This is a genomic window from Streptomyces sp. NPDC096132, assembly GCF_044763345.1.
Classification (GTDB): domain Bacteria; phylum Actinomycetota; class Actinomycetes; order Streptomycetales; family Streptomycetaceae; genus Streptomyces.
On record NZ_JBIWGA010000002.1, the window covers coordinates 705763 to 720880 of the forward strand.

Annotated in this window: 15 protein-coding genes and 1 riboswitch; of the genes, 1 reads left to right on the forward strand and 14 read right to left on the reverse strand. The window is 70.5% G+C overall.

The window, feature by feature from the left end; translation table 11 throughout:
• Window positions 1-117 precede the first annotated feature (117 nt).
• The 3 genes from ACIRF9_RS07575 to ACIRF9_RS07585 are packed head-to-tail and all read right to left on the reverse strand — an operon-like array spanning window position 118 to window position 3370.
• Window positions 118-1188, reverse strand: a complete 1071-nt coding sequence (locus tag ACIRF9_RS07575) for a prenyltransferase (protein ID WP_403817809.1) — start codon at window positions 1186-1188, stop codon at window positions 118-120.
• Window positions 1185-1919 carry a class I SAM-dependent methyltransferase gene (locus ACIRF9_RS07580; RefSeq protein ID WP_403817812.1) on the reverse strand — a complete coding sequence of 245 codons (735 nt, stop codon included), beginning with the start codon at window positions 1917-1919 and terminating at the stop codon, window positions 1185-1187. Before ACIRF9_RS07580 ends, ACIRF9_RS07575 begins: the two co-directional genes overlap by 4 nt.
• Window positions 1913-3370 carry a glycosyltransferase family 4 protein gene (locus ACIRF9_RS07585; protein WP_403817815.1) on the reverse strand — a complete coding sequence of 486 codons (1458 nt, stop codon included), beginning with the start codon at window positions 3368-3370 and terminating at the stop codon, window positions 1913-1915. Before ACIRF9_RS07585 ends, ACIRF9_RS07580 begins: the two co-directional genes overlap by 7 nt.
• Window positions 3371-3580: 210 nt before the next feature.
• Here ACIRF9_RS07585 and ACIRF9_RS07590 point away from each other — a divergent pair, with 210 nt between their 5' ends.
• Window positions 3581-4243 (forward strand): TetR family transcriptional regulator, encoded by a 663-nt coding sequence (locus ACIRF9_RS07590; RefSeq protein WP_403817817.1) that lies wholly within the window; start codon window positions 3581-3583, stop codon window positions 4241-4243.
• Here the strand turns inward: ACIRF9_RS07590 and ACIRF9_RS07595 are convergent, their stop codons facing one another.
• From ACIRF9_RS07595 to ACIRF9_RS07645, 11 genes are all read right to left on the reverse strand, one after another.
• Window positions 4244-4834: a hypothetical protein gene (locus ACIRF9_RS07595; protein WP_403817819.1), complete on the reverse strand. Its 591-nt coding sequence runs from the start codon at window positions 4832-4834 to the stop codon at window positions 4244-4246.
• A gap of 32 nt (window positions 4835-4866) precedes the next feature.
• Window positions 4867-5042: riboswitch (TPP riboswitch) on the reverse strand.
• An 88-nt stretch (window positions 5043-5130) separates the two neighbouring features.
• Window positions 5131-5364, reverse strand: coding sequence for a ferredoxin (locus ACIRF9_RS07600; RefSeq protein WP_403817821.1), 234 nt, complete (start codon window positions 5362-5364; stop codon window positions 5131-5133).
• 7 nt (window positions 5365-5371) lie between these two features.
• On the reverse strand, window positions 5372-6829 hold the full coding sequence (locus ACIRF9_RS07605) for an aldehyde dehydrogenase (RefSeq protein ID WP_403817976.1): 1458 nt from the start codon (window positions 6827-6829) through the stop codon (window positions 5372-5374).
• 128 nt (window positions 6830-6957) lie between these two features.
• A complete protein-coding gene (locus ACIRF9_RS07610; protein ID WP_403817824.1) occupies window positions 6958-8223 on the reverse strand; it encodes a tyrosine-type recombinase/integrase in 1266 nt (421 codons plus the stop codon).
• 75 nt (window positions 8224-8298) lie between these two features.
• Window positions 8299-8571 (reverse strand): helix-turn-helix domain-containing protein, encoded by a 273-nt coding sequence (locus ACIRF9_RS07615; RefSeq protein WP_403817827.1) that lies wholly within the window; start codon window positions 8569-8571, stop codon window positions 8299-8301.
• 62 nt (window positions 8572-8633) lie between these two features.
• Window positions 8634-10043, reverse strand: coding sequence for a phage/plasmid primase, P4 family (locus tag ACIRF9_RS07620; protein WP_403817830.1), 1410 nt, complete (start codon window positions 10041-10043; stop codon window positions 8634-8636).
• A complete protein-coding gene (locus ACIRF9_RS07625; protein WP_403817833.1) occupies window positions 10040-10432 on the reverse strand; it encodes a hypothetical protein in 393 nt (130 codons plus the stop codon). Before ACIRF9_RS07625 ends, ACIRF9_RS07620 begins: the two co-directional genes overlap by 4 nt.
• Window positions 10429-11325 (reverse strand): bifunctional DNA primase/polymerase, encoded by an 897-nt coding sequence (locus ACIRF9_RS07630; protein ID WP_403817836.1) that lies wholly within the window; start codon window positions 11323-11325, stop codon window positions 10429-10431. Before ACIRF9_RS07630 ends, ACIRF9_RS07625 begins: the two co-directional genes overlap by 4 nt.
• Window positions 11322-12125, reverse strand: coding sequence for a hypothetical protein (locus tag ACIRF9_RS07635; protein WP_403817838.1), 804 nt, complete (start codon window positions 12123-12125; stop codon window positions 11322-11324). The genes ACIRF9_RS07630 and ACIRF9_RS07635 overlap by 4 nt, the downstream gene beginning before the upstream one ends.
• A 171-nt stretch (window positions 12126-12296) precedes the next feature.
• Entirely contained in the window at window positions 12297-12764 is a 468-nt protein-coding gene (locus ACIRF9_RS07640; RefSeq protein WP_403817841.1) for a hypothetical protein, read from the reverse strand.
• Between the two features lie 204 nt (window positions 12765-12968).
• Window positions 12969-15086, reverse strand: coding sequence for an ATP-binding protein (locus ACIRF9_RS07645; protein WP_403817844.1), 2118 nt, complete (start codon window positions 15084-15086; stop codon window positions 12969-12971).
• Window positions 15087-15118: the final 32 nt, after the last annotated feature.

Genomic DNA, 15118 nt, shown 5'->3' on the forward strand with positions numbered 1-15118 from the left:
GGGCGCGGGGCTGGATCGATATACGGCCCCGGCGCGGGGCGCGAGCAGCCACTCGCGGCCCGCACCCGCCGTCCGACCCGCACACCCGAGTTCTCAGGCGCCCCCACCCGCCGGAGGCTACCCGCAGCAGTCGGGGTCCAGGCCCAGCGGCAGGTGTTCACCGCCGAACACCGCACACGTGGCCTCATGACCCCCCAGCGCGGCGACGGCCAGCAGCAGCGATCCCGCCGTCCATGTGGTCAGCTCCTGCGGCCAGATCGCCTCGTCCTCGAAGACGTAGCCGGTCCAGTACAGCCCGGACTCCGTGTCCCGCAGGTGCTGGATGGACTGCAGGATCTCCAGCGCGCGGTCGGACTCGCCCATCGCCCACAGGGCCAGGGCGAGTTCGGCCGACTCCCCGCCGGTGACCCACGGGTTGGGCACGACACAGCGCACCCCTAGCCCGGGGACGACGAACCGGTCCCAGTCCGCCTCTATACGGGACTTGGCGTCCGCGCCCGTCAACGCGCCGCCCAGCACCGGGTAGTACCAGTCCATCGAGTAGCGGTCCTTGTCGAGGAACCGCTCGGGGTGGCGCCGTATGGCGTGCCGCAGCGCGCCCGCCGCCAGTTCCCAGTCCGGCTGCGCCTCCTCGCGCTGCTCGGCGATCGCCAGCGCGCAGCGCAGCGCCTGGTGGATCGAGGAGGAGCCGGTGAGCAGCGCGTCCGCGGTGGGGGTGCCGTCGTCGTCGCGGCGCCAGCCGATCTGCCCGCCGGGCTGCTGCAGCCGCAGCACCCACTCGACGGCCGCGTAGACGGCCGGCCACATGCGGTCCAGGAAGGTGTCGTCGCCGGTCGAGAGGTAGTGATGCCAGACGCCTACGGCGATGTAGGCGACGAAGTTCGACTCGCGGCCCCGGTCGGTGACGTCGTCGAAGTCCCCGTCGGCGTAGGCCGCGTACCAGGAGCCGTCCTCGTTCTGGTGCCGGGCCAGCCACAGGTAGGCGCGTTCGGCGGCCTCGTGCTCGCCCGCCGCGTCCAGGGCCATGGCGGCCTCGGTGTGGTCCCACGGGTCGAGATGATGGCCCCGGAACCAGGGGATCGCGCCGTCCTCCCGCTGTACGGCGAGGATGCCTTCGACGGTCGTGGCGGCCTGCTCGGCGGTGAGGACCCCGGGCAGGACGAGGTGTTCTGTCCGGGGGGTGGTCACCGGTCAGCCACCTGCGGGAGGTGGGGCTTGGTCGCGTACGCCACGAAGCTCTTGCCGATCAGCGGGTTCAGCGTCTGCTCGGCGACCCGGGTGGCCAGCGGCTTCTTCATGATGTCCCAGACCAGCAGCTTGTGGTACGCCCGTACCGGCAGCGCCTTGTCGTTGTCGACGCCGAACGCGCACTTCAGCCACCAGTACGGCGAGTGCAGCGCGTGCGCGTGATGGGTGCCGTAGGGCTTCAGTCCCGCCTCGCGGATCTTGGCGAGGAGTTCGTCCGCCTTGTAGATGCGGATGTGGCCGCCCTCGACCTCGTGGTAGGCGTCGGAGAGCGTCCAGCAGACCTTCTCGGGGCCGTAGCGCGGGACGGTGATGGCGATCCGGCCGCCGGGCCTGAGGACGCGGACCATCTCCGCGAGGACGCCCTTGTCGTCCGGGATGTGCTCCATGACCTCGGAGATGATGACGACGTCGAAGGACTCGTCGGGGAAGGGCAGGGCGAGGGCGTCGCCCTCCATGGCCGTCGCGGTGGCCCCTTCCGGTGCCTCGCCGGCCTCCTTCATCGCCGCGAACCACTTGGCGACCTCGCGGATCTCCTCGCCGTTCTGGTCGAGGGCCACGACCTGGGCGCCGCGCCGGTAGCACTCGAAGGCGTGCCGGCCGGCCCCGCAGCCGAGGTCCAGGACTCGGTCGCCCGGCGCGAGCGGGAACCGGGAGAAGTCGACGGTCAGCACGTGGCCCTGCTTTCGCGATCGGATGCGTCGGTTGCTTCGGATGCTCGGGAGGCGTCGGACGCCCGGGGTGTGCCGGACGCGCGGGATGCGTCCGACGCCGGGGAGACGACGTCAACATCTTGGGGCACCGGGTACGCGGGCCGACGGGCGCCCCCGGATATGGCCTCGCGGTACCGGGCCACGGTCCCTTCGGCCGCCCGCGCCCAGGTGAAGTTCCGCAGCACCCGCTGCCGTCCGGCCGCGCCGAGCCGTGCGCGCAGGCCGGCGTCGCCCAGCAGCCGGCCGAGCCCGGCCGCCAGCGCGCCCGCGTCGCCCGGCGGTACGGCGAGGCAGGTCTCCCCGTCCCGTCCGGCGACCTCGGGGATCGCCCCGCCGGTGGTGGCGACGAGCGGTGTCCCGGTGGCCATGGCCTCGGCGGCGGGCAGCGAGAAGCCCTCGTACAGGGACGGCACGCAGGCGACCTCGGCCGAGCGCACCAGGTCGACGAGTTCGGCGTCGGAGATGCCCTTGACGAACTCGACGGCGCCTTCGAGGCCGTACCGCTCGATCGCCTGGGCGACCGGGCCCTCGGCGGGGCGCTTGCCGACGACGACGAGATGGGCGCCCGGGTGCTCGGTGCGCACCTTCGCCAGCGCCTCGACGAGGAAGACCAGGCCCTTGAGCGGCACGTCCGCGCTGGACGTCGTCACGATCCGGCCCGGTACGACGGCGACGGACGGGTCGGGCGAGAACAGGTCGGTGTCGGCGCCGATGTGGACGACGTGGATCCGGTCGTCGCGGACGCCGAGGTGGTCGACGATCTCCTGGCGGGAGGTGCCGGAGACGGTGAGCACGGACGGCAGCCGGCGCGCGACGCGCTTCTGCATCCGGGTGAACGCGTACCAGCGGCGCACGGAGTACCGCCGCTGCCATCCTTCGGCGGCGTCCAGCTCCAACTGCCGGTCGACGGTGATGGGGTGGTGGATGGTGGTGACGAGGGGTGCGCCGACGTCTCCCAACAGCCCGTATCCGAGGGTCTGGTTGTCGTGCACGACGTCGAACTCGCCGCGGCGGGCGCGCAGATGGCGGCGAGCGCGCAGGGAGAAGGTCAGCGGCTCGGGGAAGCCGCCGGTCCACATGGTCGCGACTTCCAGCGCGTCGATCCAGTCCCGGTACTCGTCGCGTCCGGGCGTGCGGAAGGGGTCGGGCTGGCGGTAGAGGTCGAGGCTGGGCAGTTCGGTGAGGGAGAGCCGGTCGTCGTGGCCCTCGTCGAGCACCGGATACGGCTGGGACCCGATCACCTCGACGCGGTGGCCGAGGCGGGCCAGCTCCCGTGAGAGATGCCGTACGTAGACGCCTTGGCCCCCGCAGAACGGGTTCCCCTTATAGGTGAGGAGCGCGATGTTGAGCGGTCGTTCGCCGTCGGCCGCGAGGTCGTGCCGGGACCCCGCCTGACTGGCCTCAGCGGTCACTCCGGGCCCCCTTCTGCCTGCGATGTCCCGCGAGACTACGACGGGACGCTAATCTAGAACAAGTTTCAGACTTGATCGTTCGGGAGGCTCTGAATCTACCGGCAGGTAAGAGTGCTGGGAGCAGTGGATCAGGTGATTCACGCCACGACCGGCACCCCCTGTCATGCTGTGCGATCACCGACCCTCACCGACTGTCACGGAACGGGACCCATGCCTGCGGAAGACTCCACCCAGCGCCCCTCCCCCAGTCTCGGCTCCGCTCGACCGGGGGGACCCCCACCCTCCCCCCTCACGGAGCGGCAGGAGGCCCGCCGCCGGCGCATCCTGCACACGAGCGCGCAGCTGGCCAGCCGGGGCGGTTTCGACGCGGTGCAGATGCGGGAGGTCGCGGAGTCCTCGCAGGTCGCCCTCGGCACGCTCTACCGCTACTTCCCCTCCAAGGTGCACCTGCTGGTGGCCACCATGCAGGACCAGTTGGAGCAGATGCACGGCACGCTGCGGAAGAAGCCCCCGTCCGGCGACCGCCCTGCCGAGCGCGTCGCGGAGACCCTGATGCGCGCCTTCCGCGCCCTGCAGCGCGAGCCGCACCTGGCCGACGCCATGGTCCGCGCCCTGACCTTCGCCGACCGCAGCGTCTCCCCCGAGGTCGACCAGGTCTCCCGTCAGACGACGGCGATCATCCTGGACGCGATGGGCCTGACCGACCCCACCCCCGAACAGCTCTCGGCGGTCCGCGTCATCGAGCACACCTGGCACTCGGCCCTGATCACCTGGCTCTCCGGCCGCGCGTCCATCGCCCAGGTACGCATAGACATCGAAACGGTGTGCCGCCTGATCGACGTGACGGACCCGGAGCAGCGGTCGTCGGGCTGATCACCGCAGGTCGCGCAGGCGGAGGCGGACCGGTCCGTCCGGCTCCTCGCACCCCGGCCCGTGCAGGTCCAGCGAGCCCAGGTCGGCGGTGATCACCGCGCCGGGCGCGAGCAACGCCCCGTCGAGCGCGAACTCCATCCGCGTTCCCGCCCCGGCCGGCGGTACGAACTCCTCCGGCTCCCCGAGCGGCAGGTCACCCGCCAGCTCCTGACGCAGGCCGCGACCGTCCCGCCAGACCTCGACCACGGTACGCGCGCTCACGGCGGACACGGCCCAGCCGCACCAACGGCCGGAGCCGATCAACGAACCGAAGCCGATGATCGGCACTCCGTCCTCACCCAGGGCGTCGGACGCCGTGTCGGAGACGGAGAAGGCGAGGTCTCCGAGGATCTCCGCCTCGACGCACAGGGCGTGCACGGGGGCGACCCGCGTGGCCGGGTGCAGGGACCAGCCCACGACCGCGGCGAACGCGCGCGTCGGCAGCTCCGGGCTGTCGAGGCCGACGCCGAAGTACATGCCCGGCAGGCGGCGCACGGCTTCGCCACCCTCGATGATCCGGATGTCGGCCGCGTCGTACCGGTGGTCGGTCATGGCCGCACGCTACGGCAGCGCACGACATGCGAAAACCTACGAGACGGGTTCCCTTCGCCGGTATTACCCGGATCAGGTGATGGGGGTCGCCTTCCAGCCCTACTGCTGCTTTCCGGCCTCTCAGCCCGACCGTCGACGTCGGCCTCAGCGGATGCCTTCGCGTCTCGCCAAAGTCGGCTACTCCGGTCGAACTCCCTCACTCGCCTCGTAGGCCAATACCAGGATAAGCCGGACAGAAGCGGATGGAACCCCCCTGAGGGAAGATTTTTTCCTTCTCTCAGGGGGTCCAGGGGATCTCAGTCCTCCGGCGGGAACACCGCCTCCCCGCTGCCCACCAGCGTGACCGTGATCGCCTCCACGGGGCAGCTCTCCGCCGCCGCCAGGACCCGCTCGTTCGCGTCCGTGTCCGGGTCGGCCGGGTGGGACTGACGGGCGGAGTCGAGGCGGAAGCCGTCCGGGGCGTGGTGGACGCACTGGGCGGAACCGATGCAGAGGGAGCGGTCGACCTCGACGTGCCAGCGATCCCCCATGGCGGCCTCAGCCCTCCCAGCCGGCCGGCAGATGGATCATCTTGTGCTCCAGGTACTCCCCGAACCCCTCCGGTCCGAACTCCCGCCCGAGCCCAGAGTTCTTGTAGCCGCCGAACGGGCCGAGCATGTCCAGGCTGAAGGTGTTGACGGAGTACGTCCCCGTACGGACCTGCCGGGCGATCTCGACGCCGTGCGCCACGTCCGCCGTCCACACGCTGCCGCTCAGCCCGTAGTCGGAGTCGTTCGCGATCTTCAGCGCCTCGGACTCGTCGCCGTAGGGGAGGAGACAGATCACCGGGCCGAAGATCTCCTCGCGGGCGATCCGCATGGAGTTGTCGACGTCGCCGAAGAGCGTCGGCTCGACGTACCAGCCGCGGTCCAGGCCCGCCGGACGGCCCCCGCCGGTGAGGACCTTCGCGCCCTCCTTCTGCCCGATCCGGATGTAGTCGAGGTTGCGGCGCTGCTGCCGCTCGGCCACCAGCGGGCCCACCTGGGTGGCCGGGTCCAGCGGGTCGCCGACGACGAGGGCGCTCGCCGCGGCGGCGAAGGCGTCGGCGAACTCGTCGTAGCGCGAACGCGGCAGGAGGATGCGGGTCTGGGCCACACAGGCCTGTCCGTTGTTCATCCAGGCGGCGGAGACGATCCCGGGGACGGCGGTGGCGAGGTCCGCGTCCGGCAGGACGACGGCGGCCGACTTGCCGCCCAGTTCCAGGGTCACGCGCGTGAGGTTGCGTGAGGCCACTTCCATGACCCGCCTGCCGGCCGCGACCGACCCCGTGAAGGACACCTTGTCGACACCGGGGTGCCCGACCAGGTACTCGCTCACCTCGCGGTCCGCCGGGAGGACGGACAGCACCCCCTCGGGCAGCCCGGCCTCCCGCGCGATGTCGGCCAGGATGTACGCGTCCAGCGGCGACTCCGGCGACGGCTTGAGGATCACCGAGCAGCCGGTGAGCAGCGCGGGCGCGAGCTTGGCGGCGGCGACGAACTGGGGGACGTTCCAGGGGACGACGGCCGCGACCACGCCGACCGGCTCACGCCGGACGAGGATCTTCCCGAGCACACCGTCGCGCCGCTCCTCGTACGTGAAGTTCCGCGCGACCGTGATCGCCGCGTCCCACACCATCATCGCGCCGAGGGCCTGCGCGAGGACGCTCCAGGAGTACGGGGAGCCGTTCTCGGAGGAGATCACGCGGGCGATCTCCTCGTGGCGCAGGGCGATCCCGTCCTTGATGCGGGTGACGACCGCGAGCCGTTCGTCCAGGGACAGCCGCGGCCAGGGCCCCTCGTCGAAGGCCCGCCGGGCGACGGCCACCGCGCGATCGACATCGGCCGTCGAGGCATGGGGCACCCGCCCGATGACCTCCTCGGTGTGCGGCGAGATCACCTCGATGACGGCATCGCCCAGGGGGTCCGTCAACTCTCCGCCGATGAACAGCTTTCCGTGTTCCACGAACTCGGCCATGGCCACTGCCTTCGTCTGCATCGTTTCTGACGGTGTTTCAGGAACTGATACCAGTTCTAGTTAAACTAGGCCAGAGTCGCTGCCGAATAGGCCCCCACCAGCGGGTTTCCCGCCGGTGGGGAGTGCCGTCATGCCGCTTGGGCCGTCTGTGGGCCGTCGTTGCCCTCACCGGCGGCCCGATACATGCCGTCGACCGCCTTCCGCGTGCGGCTCTCGCTGCTCGGCATGAGGTGCGTGTAGACCCTCAGCGTGAACCCCGGGTCGCCATGCCCCAGGTACCCGCTCAGCGCCTTCACGTTCTCCCCCGCGTCCAGCAGCACGGAGGCGTAGAAGTGCCTGAGCGCGTGCATGCCGTCCTCTCGGGACTCTGCGATCCGTTGGCCTGGCTCAGGCTGCGGGAGGACGCCGGCGGCGACGAGGGCGGGCTTCCACGCCTGCACGTTGAAGTTGTTCCGGACGAGGGCGCCGCCCTCGGGGGCGGTGAACAACAGTCTCTTGGTGACGGGCCGCCCGTCCGGCACCAGCCACGGCAACGTCACGTCCTTGGGCGGGAAGCGCTTCATGTGGGCGGCGAGCACCTGGCCGACGCGTTCGGGCAAGGGCACGTCGCGCACCTTGCCGCGCTTCGGCGGTGCGAACACGGCTTGCCCGTCGACCAACTTCACCTGATAGCCGACGTGCAACCAGCCGGTCAGGAAGCCGACTTCATCGACGGGAAGCCCGAAGATCTCGCCCTGTCGCAGGCCGCAGCCGCCACCCGTGTCCACCATGGCGCGGTAGTGCTCGGGGAGCGCCGCTCGTACGGCGAACACGCGCTCAGGCGTCCACGGCCGCACCCGACTGGGCACCATGGCCGGCGCCTTCACGGAGGCCGCGCGGCACGGGTTCTTGCTGATCAGTCCATCGTCCACGGCGGCCGTGAACACGGCCGACACGTTGGCGAAGATGACCCGGCGGTAGGACGCGGCGAGTCCCTTGCCCTCCAGCACTCGGGACCACTCACGGATCTGTTCCGGCTGGAAGGATCCGAGCGGACGCGAGCCGATGTGCGGATAGGCGTGAAGCCTGAGCCGAGACTCAGTGCCCGCTCGCGTGGACACGTCCGTCGTCTGGGCGGCAACCCAGCGTTCGGCGTACTGCTGGAAGGTGGTCCGGCCCGCCTTCGGGTCGATGTACTGGCCGCGCGCCATGTCGGCCTCGATCTGCGCGAGCCACTTGTCAGCGAGTCGCTTCTGTCCGTCGGGAAAGCTCTTGGACTTCTCAGTGCCGTCGGGCCCGACGTACCGGGCCCGGTAACGCATTCCGGTGCCGTGGCGGTCGGTCTTCACGCGGACGGTCTTGCCGTTGTCGTCGGTCTCGGTCTTGAACCAGCGGTCTTGGATGTGGCCTGCCATCAGGCAGTAGTCCTCTCGACATGCGGCAGGGAGAGCCGCGGGGGCGGCTCTCCCTGCCGTGTGGTGTGCGTTCGGTTAGGCGGCGGTGTCTTCGGCGTGCTTGCGCTGGTCGACGTAGGCGCGTACGTCGGCGGGGTCGTAGCGCAGGTGCTTGCCGATGCGGAAGCCCGGCGGGCCGGTGCGCTTCCTGCGCCATTGGTAGACGGTCTCGACGGGGACGCCGAAGATCTCGGCGACGTCGTCGGGGGTGAGATACCGGTCCGGGAGACCGCCCCGAAGGGTCGTGCGGGGGTCTGCCGAAGGAGGGGCGGTCACGCGCACTGCATCCTCCACATGTTGGAGTGACATTGCTCTGAGTCGTGACTCATCGCGACTCAGAGCGGTTCGGAAGGGCGTTGAGCCGCGATGAGTCACGACTCAGGCAGATGTGGTGCGGACGTGTTCAGCGTGATTCCGGTGTAGGTGGCGACCTGTTGGCCGTAGGCGTCGCGGGGGCGGGTGCGGGCGAGTTGCGGGATGACGGAGAGCAGGTTGCGGCCGAAAACCTGCTTGGTGCCTGGCTTGACGCCGTTGTCTTCGGCCCAGTCCCGCCAGACGTGCCACAGGGTGTCCACGGGCACGCTGCATGTGGGGCCGGTGGCGCAGCGTTCGCGGACGAATGCGCTGGTCGGTGAGGCGGTGTCGCGCATGGTCGTGACCGCGTCGCGGCTGGAGGCGGGCTCGGTCAGCCGGCCGGTGCGCTGGAGTCGGGCGAGTCCTTCGAGTGCCCAGTTGAGGATGCCGGGCATTTCCGCGGTGAGGCGGTCGGTGAGGGTGGGGTCTTCCTTGCCCAGCCACGACACCCGCATGCTGAGCAGGACGAACCTGTTGGCGATGACGCCGGAGGAGTCGCCGAAGTGCGGCAGTTCGTTGGACAGGATCATCAGCCGCGAGGGCAGCTTTCCGGTCCACTGCTCGCGGTACTTGCGGTCCACGTCGATCGTGTCGTCACCGGAGATGGTCAGCAGCCGCTCCACGACTTGGCTGTTGTCGTTGCCGGAAAGCCGGGCGTCGGAAATGACCGCCAGCGACTTGCCGACCAGCGTCGACAGCCCGAAGTTCGTACCCAGCCCGGCGAGCGTGGGCCCGGCAAGGTTCTCCTTGCCGACCAGTGCTTTCAGCACCCGCGCGATGGTGCCCTTGCCGGAACGTGAGGGGCCAACGATGAGCAGGATCTTCTGAAGGTCGGTGCGGCCCGACAGGACATAGCCGAACCACTCCTGTAGGGCGGTGATGGCGTCGGTGTCGTCGGGCCAGATCTGCGACAGGAAGTGCTCCCACGCCGGCGCCGTGGCGGCGGGGTCGTAGGCGAACGGGACGGACACCAGGTTGAAGAAGCCGGGCGTGTGCGGCAGGAGCTCCCGGTCGCGGATCCTGAGCAGGCCGTTCTCACACGCGACGATCGGCCCGCCGTCCTGCTCGCCATCGAGCCAGGCGGGCGCGTCGGTGTCGGTCGGCAGGAGAGTGACGGCGCCGAGGGCGTCGAGCAGGTTGCTGATCTTCGGCTTGGTCGGTGCCCAGTCGCGTTCCTCGGTCTCGCCGTCCTTGCCGGGGACCCGGTAGACGGCGTGCTCCAGCCGCTCGTACATGGCCTTGCGCACCTGCGCTTCGTCGACCTCGCGCCAGCAGGTGCCGTTCCACCGCATCCAGGACGCGCGCCAGCGCCGGCACACAAGCTGTCCGTCCTCGGTCTGCCAGTCGGGGAGCAGCCGGCGTGCGACGGCCATGGGGTGGGACGGCGCGGGGAGTTCCTCGGTGTCGGGGGCGGGGTGGTCGGTCATGCTGCGGTCCTCCCTTCGGGGAGCGCGGCAGGGGTGCCGGTGCAGGCGGTCTTGTGGGCGTAGTACTCGGCGATCAGGGCGGCCACGGCGTGCTGGCCGGTGGCGGTCTCGGTGTGGCCGCAGGGGCAGGCGTAGGCGGCGGTGGGGGTGTCGCCGTAGCGCTTGGACCAGCGGGTGCCGTCGTAGTGGTGGCGGTAGACCGGCGGGGCGTAGATGCGGATCCCGGGGCGGTCGGGTGTCGGGTCAGAGCGAAGGGATGAAAGGACGCCCTTGCGGGCGGCGACCTTCGGCCCGCCCACGGCCGGTGTGTCCACAGGCTGTGGAGCGGCCTGCGGCCCGGTCACGCTGGGGGTGACGCTCTTCAGAGGGGGGCGGGGAGGGGTGCTCATGCCGTCCGCCCGGTGCGGCGCTGGTTGTGGGTGATGGACCAGTTGAGGGCGCTGCGGATGGTGGAGCGGCACTCGGACACGGCGAGGCCGGCCGCCTCCCCCGCCTCCTGAAGAGCCTGCTCAACCGTGTGGCGAGGGAGGTCGCCCCACGCGACGAAACGCCCCAGGGCGCGCGCCGCGCGGAACAACGTCGCTTCCCGCGCCCCGGGTTGGGCCGATGCGACGTTCCGCGTCTCGGAGGCGAGTGCTACATCAGCATATCGACGTGATTGCCCCGCTACGGCCTCCGAGAGGCCCTGAGGCGGCTTGGGGGCGGGTTGCACGATGCTTTGCAGCCATCGGGGCAGTGGGGCCGCCTCAGGGCCGCACAGCGCCTCGTAGGCTCCGGTGGGGGTGTGGGATCCGGCGGCGACGACGTATCCGCCCCATGCCCGGGTGTCGACCAACTCGCCCACGGTTCGGGCCGTGTTGGTGAGCCGGACACCGTCCGGGGCGGTGAAGTACAGGTGGGTTCCGCCGCTCGCGGTCCGGGTGCGGTAGGTGGTGGGGACAGCGTGGCCGGCGCGCTCGCAGAGCGCTCCGAAGGATGCCGCGCCGTTAGGCGCGTCCGAACTGCCCTTGTCCTTCGGAACGTCCAGGTCGACCACGACCAGTCCGGAGGGGCCGGTGGCGATGCCGACGTTGAACGGGCCGGTAGACCAGGTGGCGCGGATGCGGTCGGGGTCGCATGTGGCGCGCTCCTCCCACTTCCGGTGCCCACGCGAGCATGGGCCGGTACGGGAACAGGTGGCCTCGCCGTGCAAGGCGGGGCGCTTCGTGCCGGGTCGCAGGGGGAAAACGCGCCAGCCGCGTCCGGCCGCGTCCAGGGCGGCCCGCATGAGGTGCTGGTTCATGCCGCGCTCCGGTCGGTCAGGAGCATCTGGCCGTGGGTGGGGATGGCGTTGATGACGCGCCGGCGCCAGCGCAGGGCGTAGTCGATGCAGTTGGCGCAGTTCTTGTGGGTGTGGCCGGGGAGCGGGGGGCGGCGGCGGGCATGGGAGCTCCAGGCGGCGGAGTCGGCGGAGGCGAGCAGGTGGCCGACGCGTTCCAGGCCGAGGGTTTTGAAGCCGAAGCCGTGGAGCTTGAAGCCGTGCGCGGCCATGGCGGTGACGATCGCGGCGCCCTGGCGAGTGGACTGCAACCGGCACACCGAGCCCAGCCCGACGACCGGTTCGGCCCGCAGATCCACGCCGGCCCGCTCGTACAGTTCCACGCACCGCTCGTAGGCCGGCACGTTGTCGCCCTGGATGACGGGGGCGATGCGCAGGTCGGGGGCGAGGGAGCGCAGTTCAAGGAAGTTCTCAACGGTGCGCCGCTGGTGCTCGGCGACGCTCAGGTGGGTGCCGACGAAGTACTGTCCGCCGAACCAGCCGCCGTTGATGATGGCGTCCTCGCACATCCAGTCTTGTGGTGCGGCCCAGTCGTAGGGGCCGACGTGTTCCCAGATGCGGCGCAGGTCATCGACGTACTTACGGGGCGGGCGGGTCCACATGCCCTTGTCCTTCAGCTCCATGAAGCCGCCGGAGTCGATGGCGTAGGGGCCGCGGGCTTGGTCCCACTTGATGGCGCGGTCCCAGTGCTCGGACTTCAGGAACAGCGGCACATCGGTGAGGCGCAGCCAGTGCCGCTTGTGGGTGGTCAGGTAGAACCGCATCCGGGGTGCGGCGGGAGCTCCCGACTCGGAGACAGCAGCGGCCGGCCTTAAGGCTCGCCGTAAGGGGGCGGGTTGCGTCATGCTGGGAGACCTCCAACAGGTCTGTAGTGGGCTGGTTGGCAAGGGCGACCCCGGTTCTTTGGCGAGACGGGGGGGTCGCCCTTGGCGTAGTTACTGGTAGAAGCGGTTGCGTTTGATGACGGCCTTGCGGATGTTGACCGTGGTCCCGCCCTTGTGGCCGTTTGCGCTGAAGATCTGCACGGCGATCCATCCGCCGAAGATGACGGCGGCGAGCGTGATGAGCTGGGTGATGAGCGTGGTGAGCGCGGTGATGAACGTGGTCAGCAGCAGCAGTCCGCCGCTCACGCCGAGGAACCCGACGCCTCCGAGGGCGACGTTCACCGCCGCGCGCGACACGGCCGACTTGGCGGCGAACGGTTCCGGCTGGACGGGGCTCATGGCGTAGCCGGTGACGACGCGGCCGTCCGGGAGGACGACGCTCGCGACCGTAGGCACGCCTTGCTGCTGCACCGGGACCAGGGGCGCCGCGTACGGAGTCACGGCGGGGGCGATCGGGGTGGGGTGGTGGACGTCCGGGGCCCGCACGGCGGGCGCGTTGGGGGCGGTCTCGGGGTACATGTGGAATCCCTTCCGGTGCTCGGTTGGGGAGGCAGGGACATCCCCTGCCGGGGTCGCTGTGGAGGGGGTTTCAGGGGCCTGAGCTGGGGTGCCTCCCCGCCTCCCCGAAGCAGTGTTTTCGCTGATCAACGTGGGGGAGGTAGCCCGGGGAGGGGGTTGGGGAGTTCTCCCCGCCTCCCCGGGCCGGACGGCCGTGCCTCCCCGCTACTCGGTGGCGGAAGCGGAACCATCGGCGTCGCGGTTGGCGAGCGCCCGCAGGACGTGATCGCGGTGGATGACCATGACCCCGTGCGACTTCTTCGGGATCTCGCCGTGCTCCTCCAACAGGCTCTTGAGCCGGTCGTTGGTCCACTGTTCGCCGTAGGTGCCCGGGTCCAGGGCGTGCAGCCGCTTGAGGACCTCGTTGGTCCGCAGCCGGGGCGTGTCGCCGAGGACGGCGGCCACGTCGGCGAGCGCGTCCCGCTCCTCGCCCTGGTCGACCACGCGCAGGGTGGCGACGCCGTCGCGCAGGGCCTTGGCCCGCTCGGCGACCTCGGCGGCCGGCTCGTCGTCGATGAAGTGGGTTCGCACGGTGATGGACGGCTGTCCCGCCGGGATGGTGATGCCGTCGGAGGCGACCACAAGGGTTCCCTTGTCCAGGCCCTGCCGCAGCAGGTGAGGGGCGGCGCCGGCGTTGACGGCCTTGGCTCCGAGCGCCATCTCAGCCTGGGATTCGGTGCCCACCACGAGGGAGGCGCGGGTGTGGGCGCCCTCGCGGACCAGCTTGGGCAGGTTCTGGTCGGTGGGGTCCTGCGTGCCCTGCCACATCAGCACGTCGACCGCACGGCCCTGGTTGTGGATCTCGCGGACGGCCATGAAGTAGCGGGACGTGGCCTTGGACCCGCCGTAGGGGCGGCCGTCCTCGCCCTTGGCCGGGCACATGAACGCCTTCTGCGCTTCGTCCACCAGCACGATCAGCGGCGGGAACACGATGCTCGGGTCCTTGCGACGGGCTTCGATCCGCCGGTTCATCTCCGTGACGGCGTCCTCGACCATCTCGGTCGCCTGGATGCAGTGATTGTCGGAGGGGCCCTCGATCAGCACTTCGGCGATGCCGTCGAACATGGCCCAGTCGCCGATGCCCTTCAGGTCGGCGATCCAGAACTGCACCGTACGGTCCAGCGCCAGCCACAGAGCGAGCGCGCGCACGGCGGCGGTCTTGCCCTGGTTCGACAGACCCGTGACCAGCAGGTGCCGCTGATACAGGCTGATCATGGCGGCGTCGCCGCGCAGGTCCTGCCCCCACGGAGCCTTGCCGGTCTTGTAGTTCGCGGTCATCGTCTCGTCGGTGACCAGCGGGGACGGGCCGATCGGCTCGTCCAGCGCCCCGGAGTCGGCGATCCACAGCCGCACCGTACGGGCCGCCTCCGGGATCGTGATGAACACCTCGTGCTCATGCCGGGTGAGGTTCTCGGCAAGCTTGCGCCGCTTGCCCTGCACCTCGTTCGTGGCCACCCCGGACGGAAGCGTGACGTCGACCTCCACGCCGCATCCGGCGATCCGGATCGGACCGAGCATCGATGCGCCGGCGTCGCCCATCTCCTTGATGGCGTTGCGCAGCGCGGGCACACCGAGGTCGCGCAGGGCCTTGACCACGATGGACGGCGTGATCGGCTCACCCTCGCCGTTGCGGACCCGATCCGGCATGACCCACGCCGGCGCGGCTTGCTGCTTGCTGCCGACCGCCCACAGCGCGAGCAGGGCCAGGAACGGCCCGAGTGTGACCAGCGGGCCCCACACCACCTGCACGATCGTGATCAGCAGGTTGATGAACTCCACGACGGCCATGAGCGGCGTGACGACGTCCTTCACGTCCTTCGTGGCGATCGCCATGACGACCCCGAGGGCGACCAGAGAGCCGATGCCCGTCCCCGTACCGACGGCCAATCCCTTGGCCGCGTCCACGGGCGAGTGCAGGAGGTCCATGCGGCGGCGGTGGCGGGCGTCGCGGTAGCGCTGCGCCCGCTCCTCCCACTCCATCGCGGCGTCCATGTCGCCCGCGGCTTCCGCCGTGCGCATGAACCGCTCGTAGCGGGCGGCGGTCTTGCCGTCCCAGGTGCGACGGCCCACGATCCGCGCCCCGCCCACCACGTACAGGCCGTGGCGGGCGACCGCGCGGGCGGTCGTCTTGGTGTTCTCGTGCGTGATGGCGGTCTTCACCGCGCGGCCGGAGCGGACCCACAGCGGGACGGGCGCCGTCGGCGCCGGGTCGGGTACGACGGTCAGCACGGTCGGTTCGCCGGGGGTGGTGTCTTTGTGCAGGTGAATGACGTTCTCGGACATGCGTGACGTCTCCTCAACGCCCCCATGCGGGG

Excerpts from the sequence above, each read along its gene's own strand:
- ACIRF9_RS07610 (WP_403817824.1), bottom strand. The coding sequence starts at position 8,223 with ATGGCAGGCCACATCCAAGACCGCTGGTTCAAGACCGAGACCGACGAC.
- ACIRF9_RS07615 (WP_403817827.1), bottom strand. The coding sequence starts at position 8,571 with ATGTCACTCCAACATGTGGAGGATGCAGTGCGCGTGACCGCCCCTCCT.
- ACIRF9_RS07625 (WP_403817833.1), bottom strand. The coding sequence starts at position 10,432 with ATGAGCACCCCTCCCCGCCCCCCTCTGAAGAGCGTCACCCCCAGCGTG.
- ACIRF9_RS07600 (WP_403817821.1), bottom strand. The coding sequence starts at position 5,364 with ATGGGGGATCGCTGGCACGTCGAGGTCGACCGCTCCCTCTGCATCGGT.
- ACIRF9_RS07630 (WP_403817836.1), bottom strand. The coding sequence starts at position 11,325 with ATGAACCAGCACCTCATGCGGGCCGCCCTGGACGCGGCCGGACGCGGC.
- ACIRF9_RS07635 (WP_403817838.1), bottom strand. The coding sequence starts at position 12,125 with ATGCGGTTCTACCTGACCACCCACAAGCGGCACTGGCTGCGCCTCACC.
- ACIRF9_RS07605 (WP_403817976.1), bottom strand. The coding sequence starts at position 6,829 with ATGGCCGAGTTCGTGGAACACGGAAAGCTGTTCATCGGCGGAGAGTTG.
- ACIRF9_RS07645 (WP_403817844.1), bottom strand. The coding sequence starts at position 15,086 with ATGTCCGAGAACGTCATTCACCTGCACAAAGACACCACCCCCGGCGAA.
- ACIRF9_RS07595 (WP_403817819.1), bottom strand. The coding sequence starts at position 4,834 with ATGACCGACCACCGGTACGACGCGGCCGACATCCGGATCATCGAGGGT.
- ACIRF9_RS07590 (WP_403817817.1), top strand. The coding sequence starts at position 3,581 with ATGCCTGCGGAAGACTCCACCCAGCGCCCCTCCCCCAGTCTCGGCTCC.
- ACIRF9_RS07640 (WP_403817841.1), bottom strand. The coding sequence starts at position 12,764 with ATGTACCCCGAGACCGCCCCCAACGCGCCCGCCGTGCGGGCCCCGGAC.
- ACIRF9_RS07620 (WP_403817830.1), bottom strand. The coding sequence starts at position 10,043 with ATGACCGACCACCCCGCCCCCGACACCGAGGAACTCCCCGCGCCGTCC.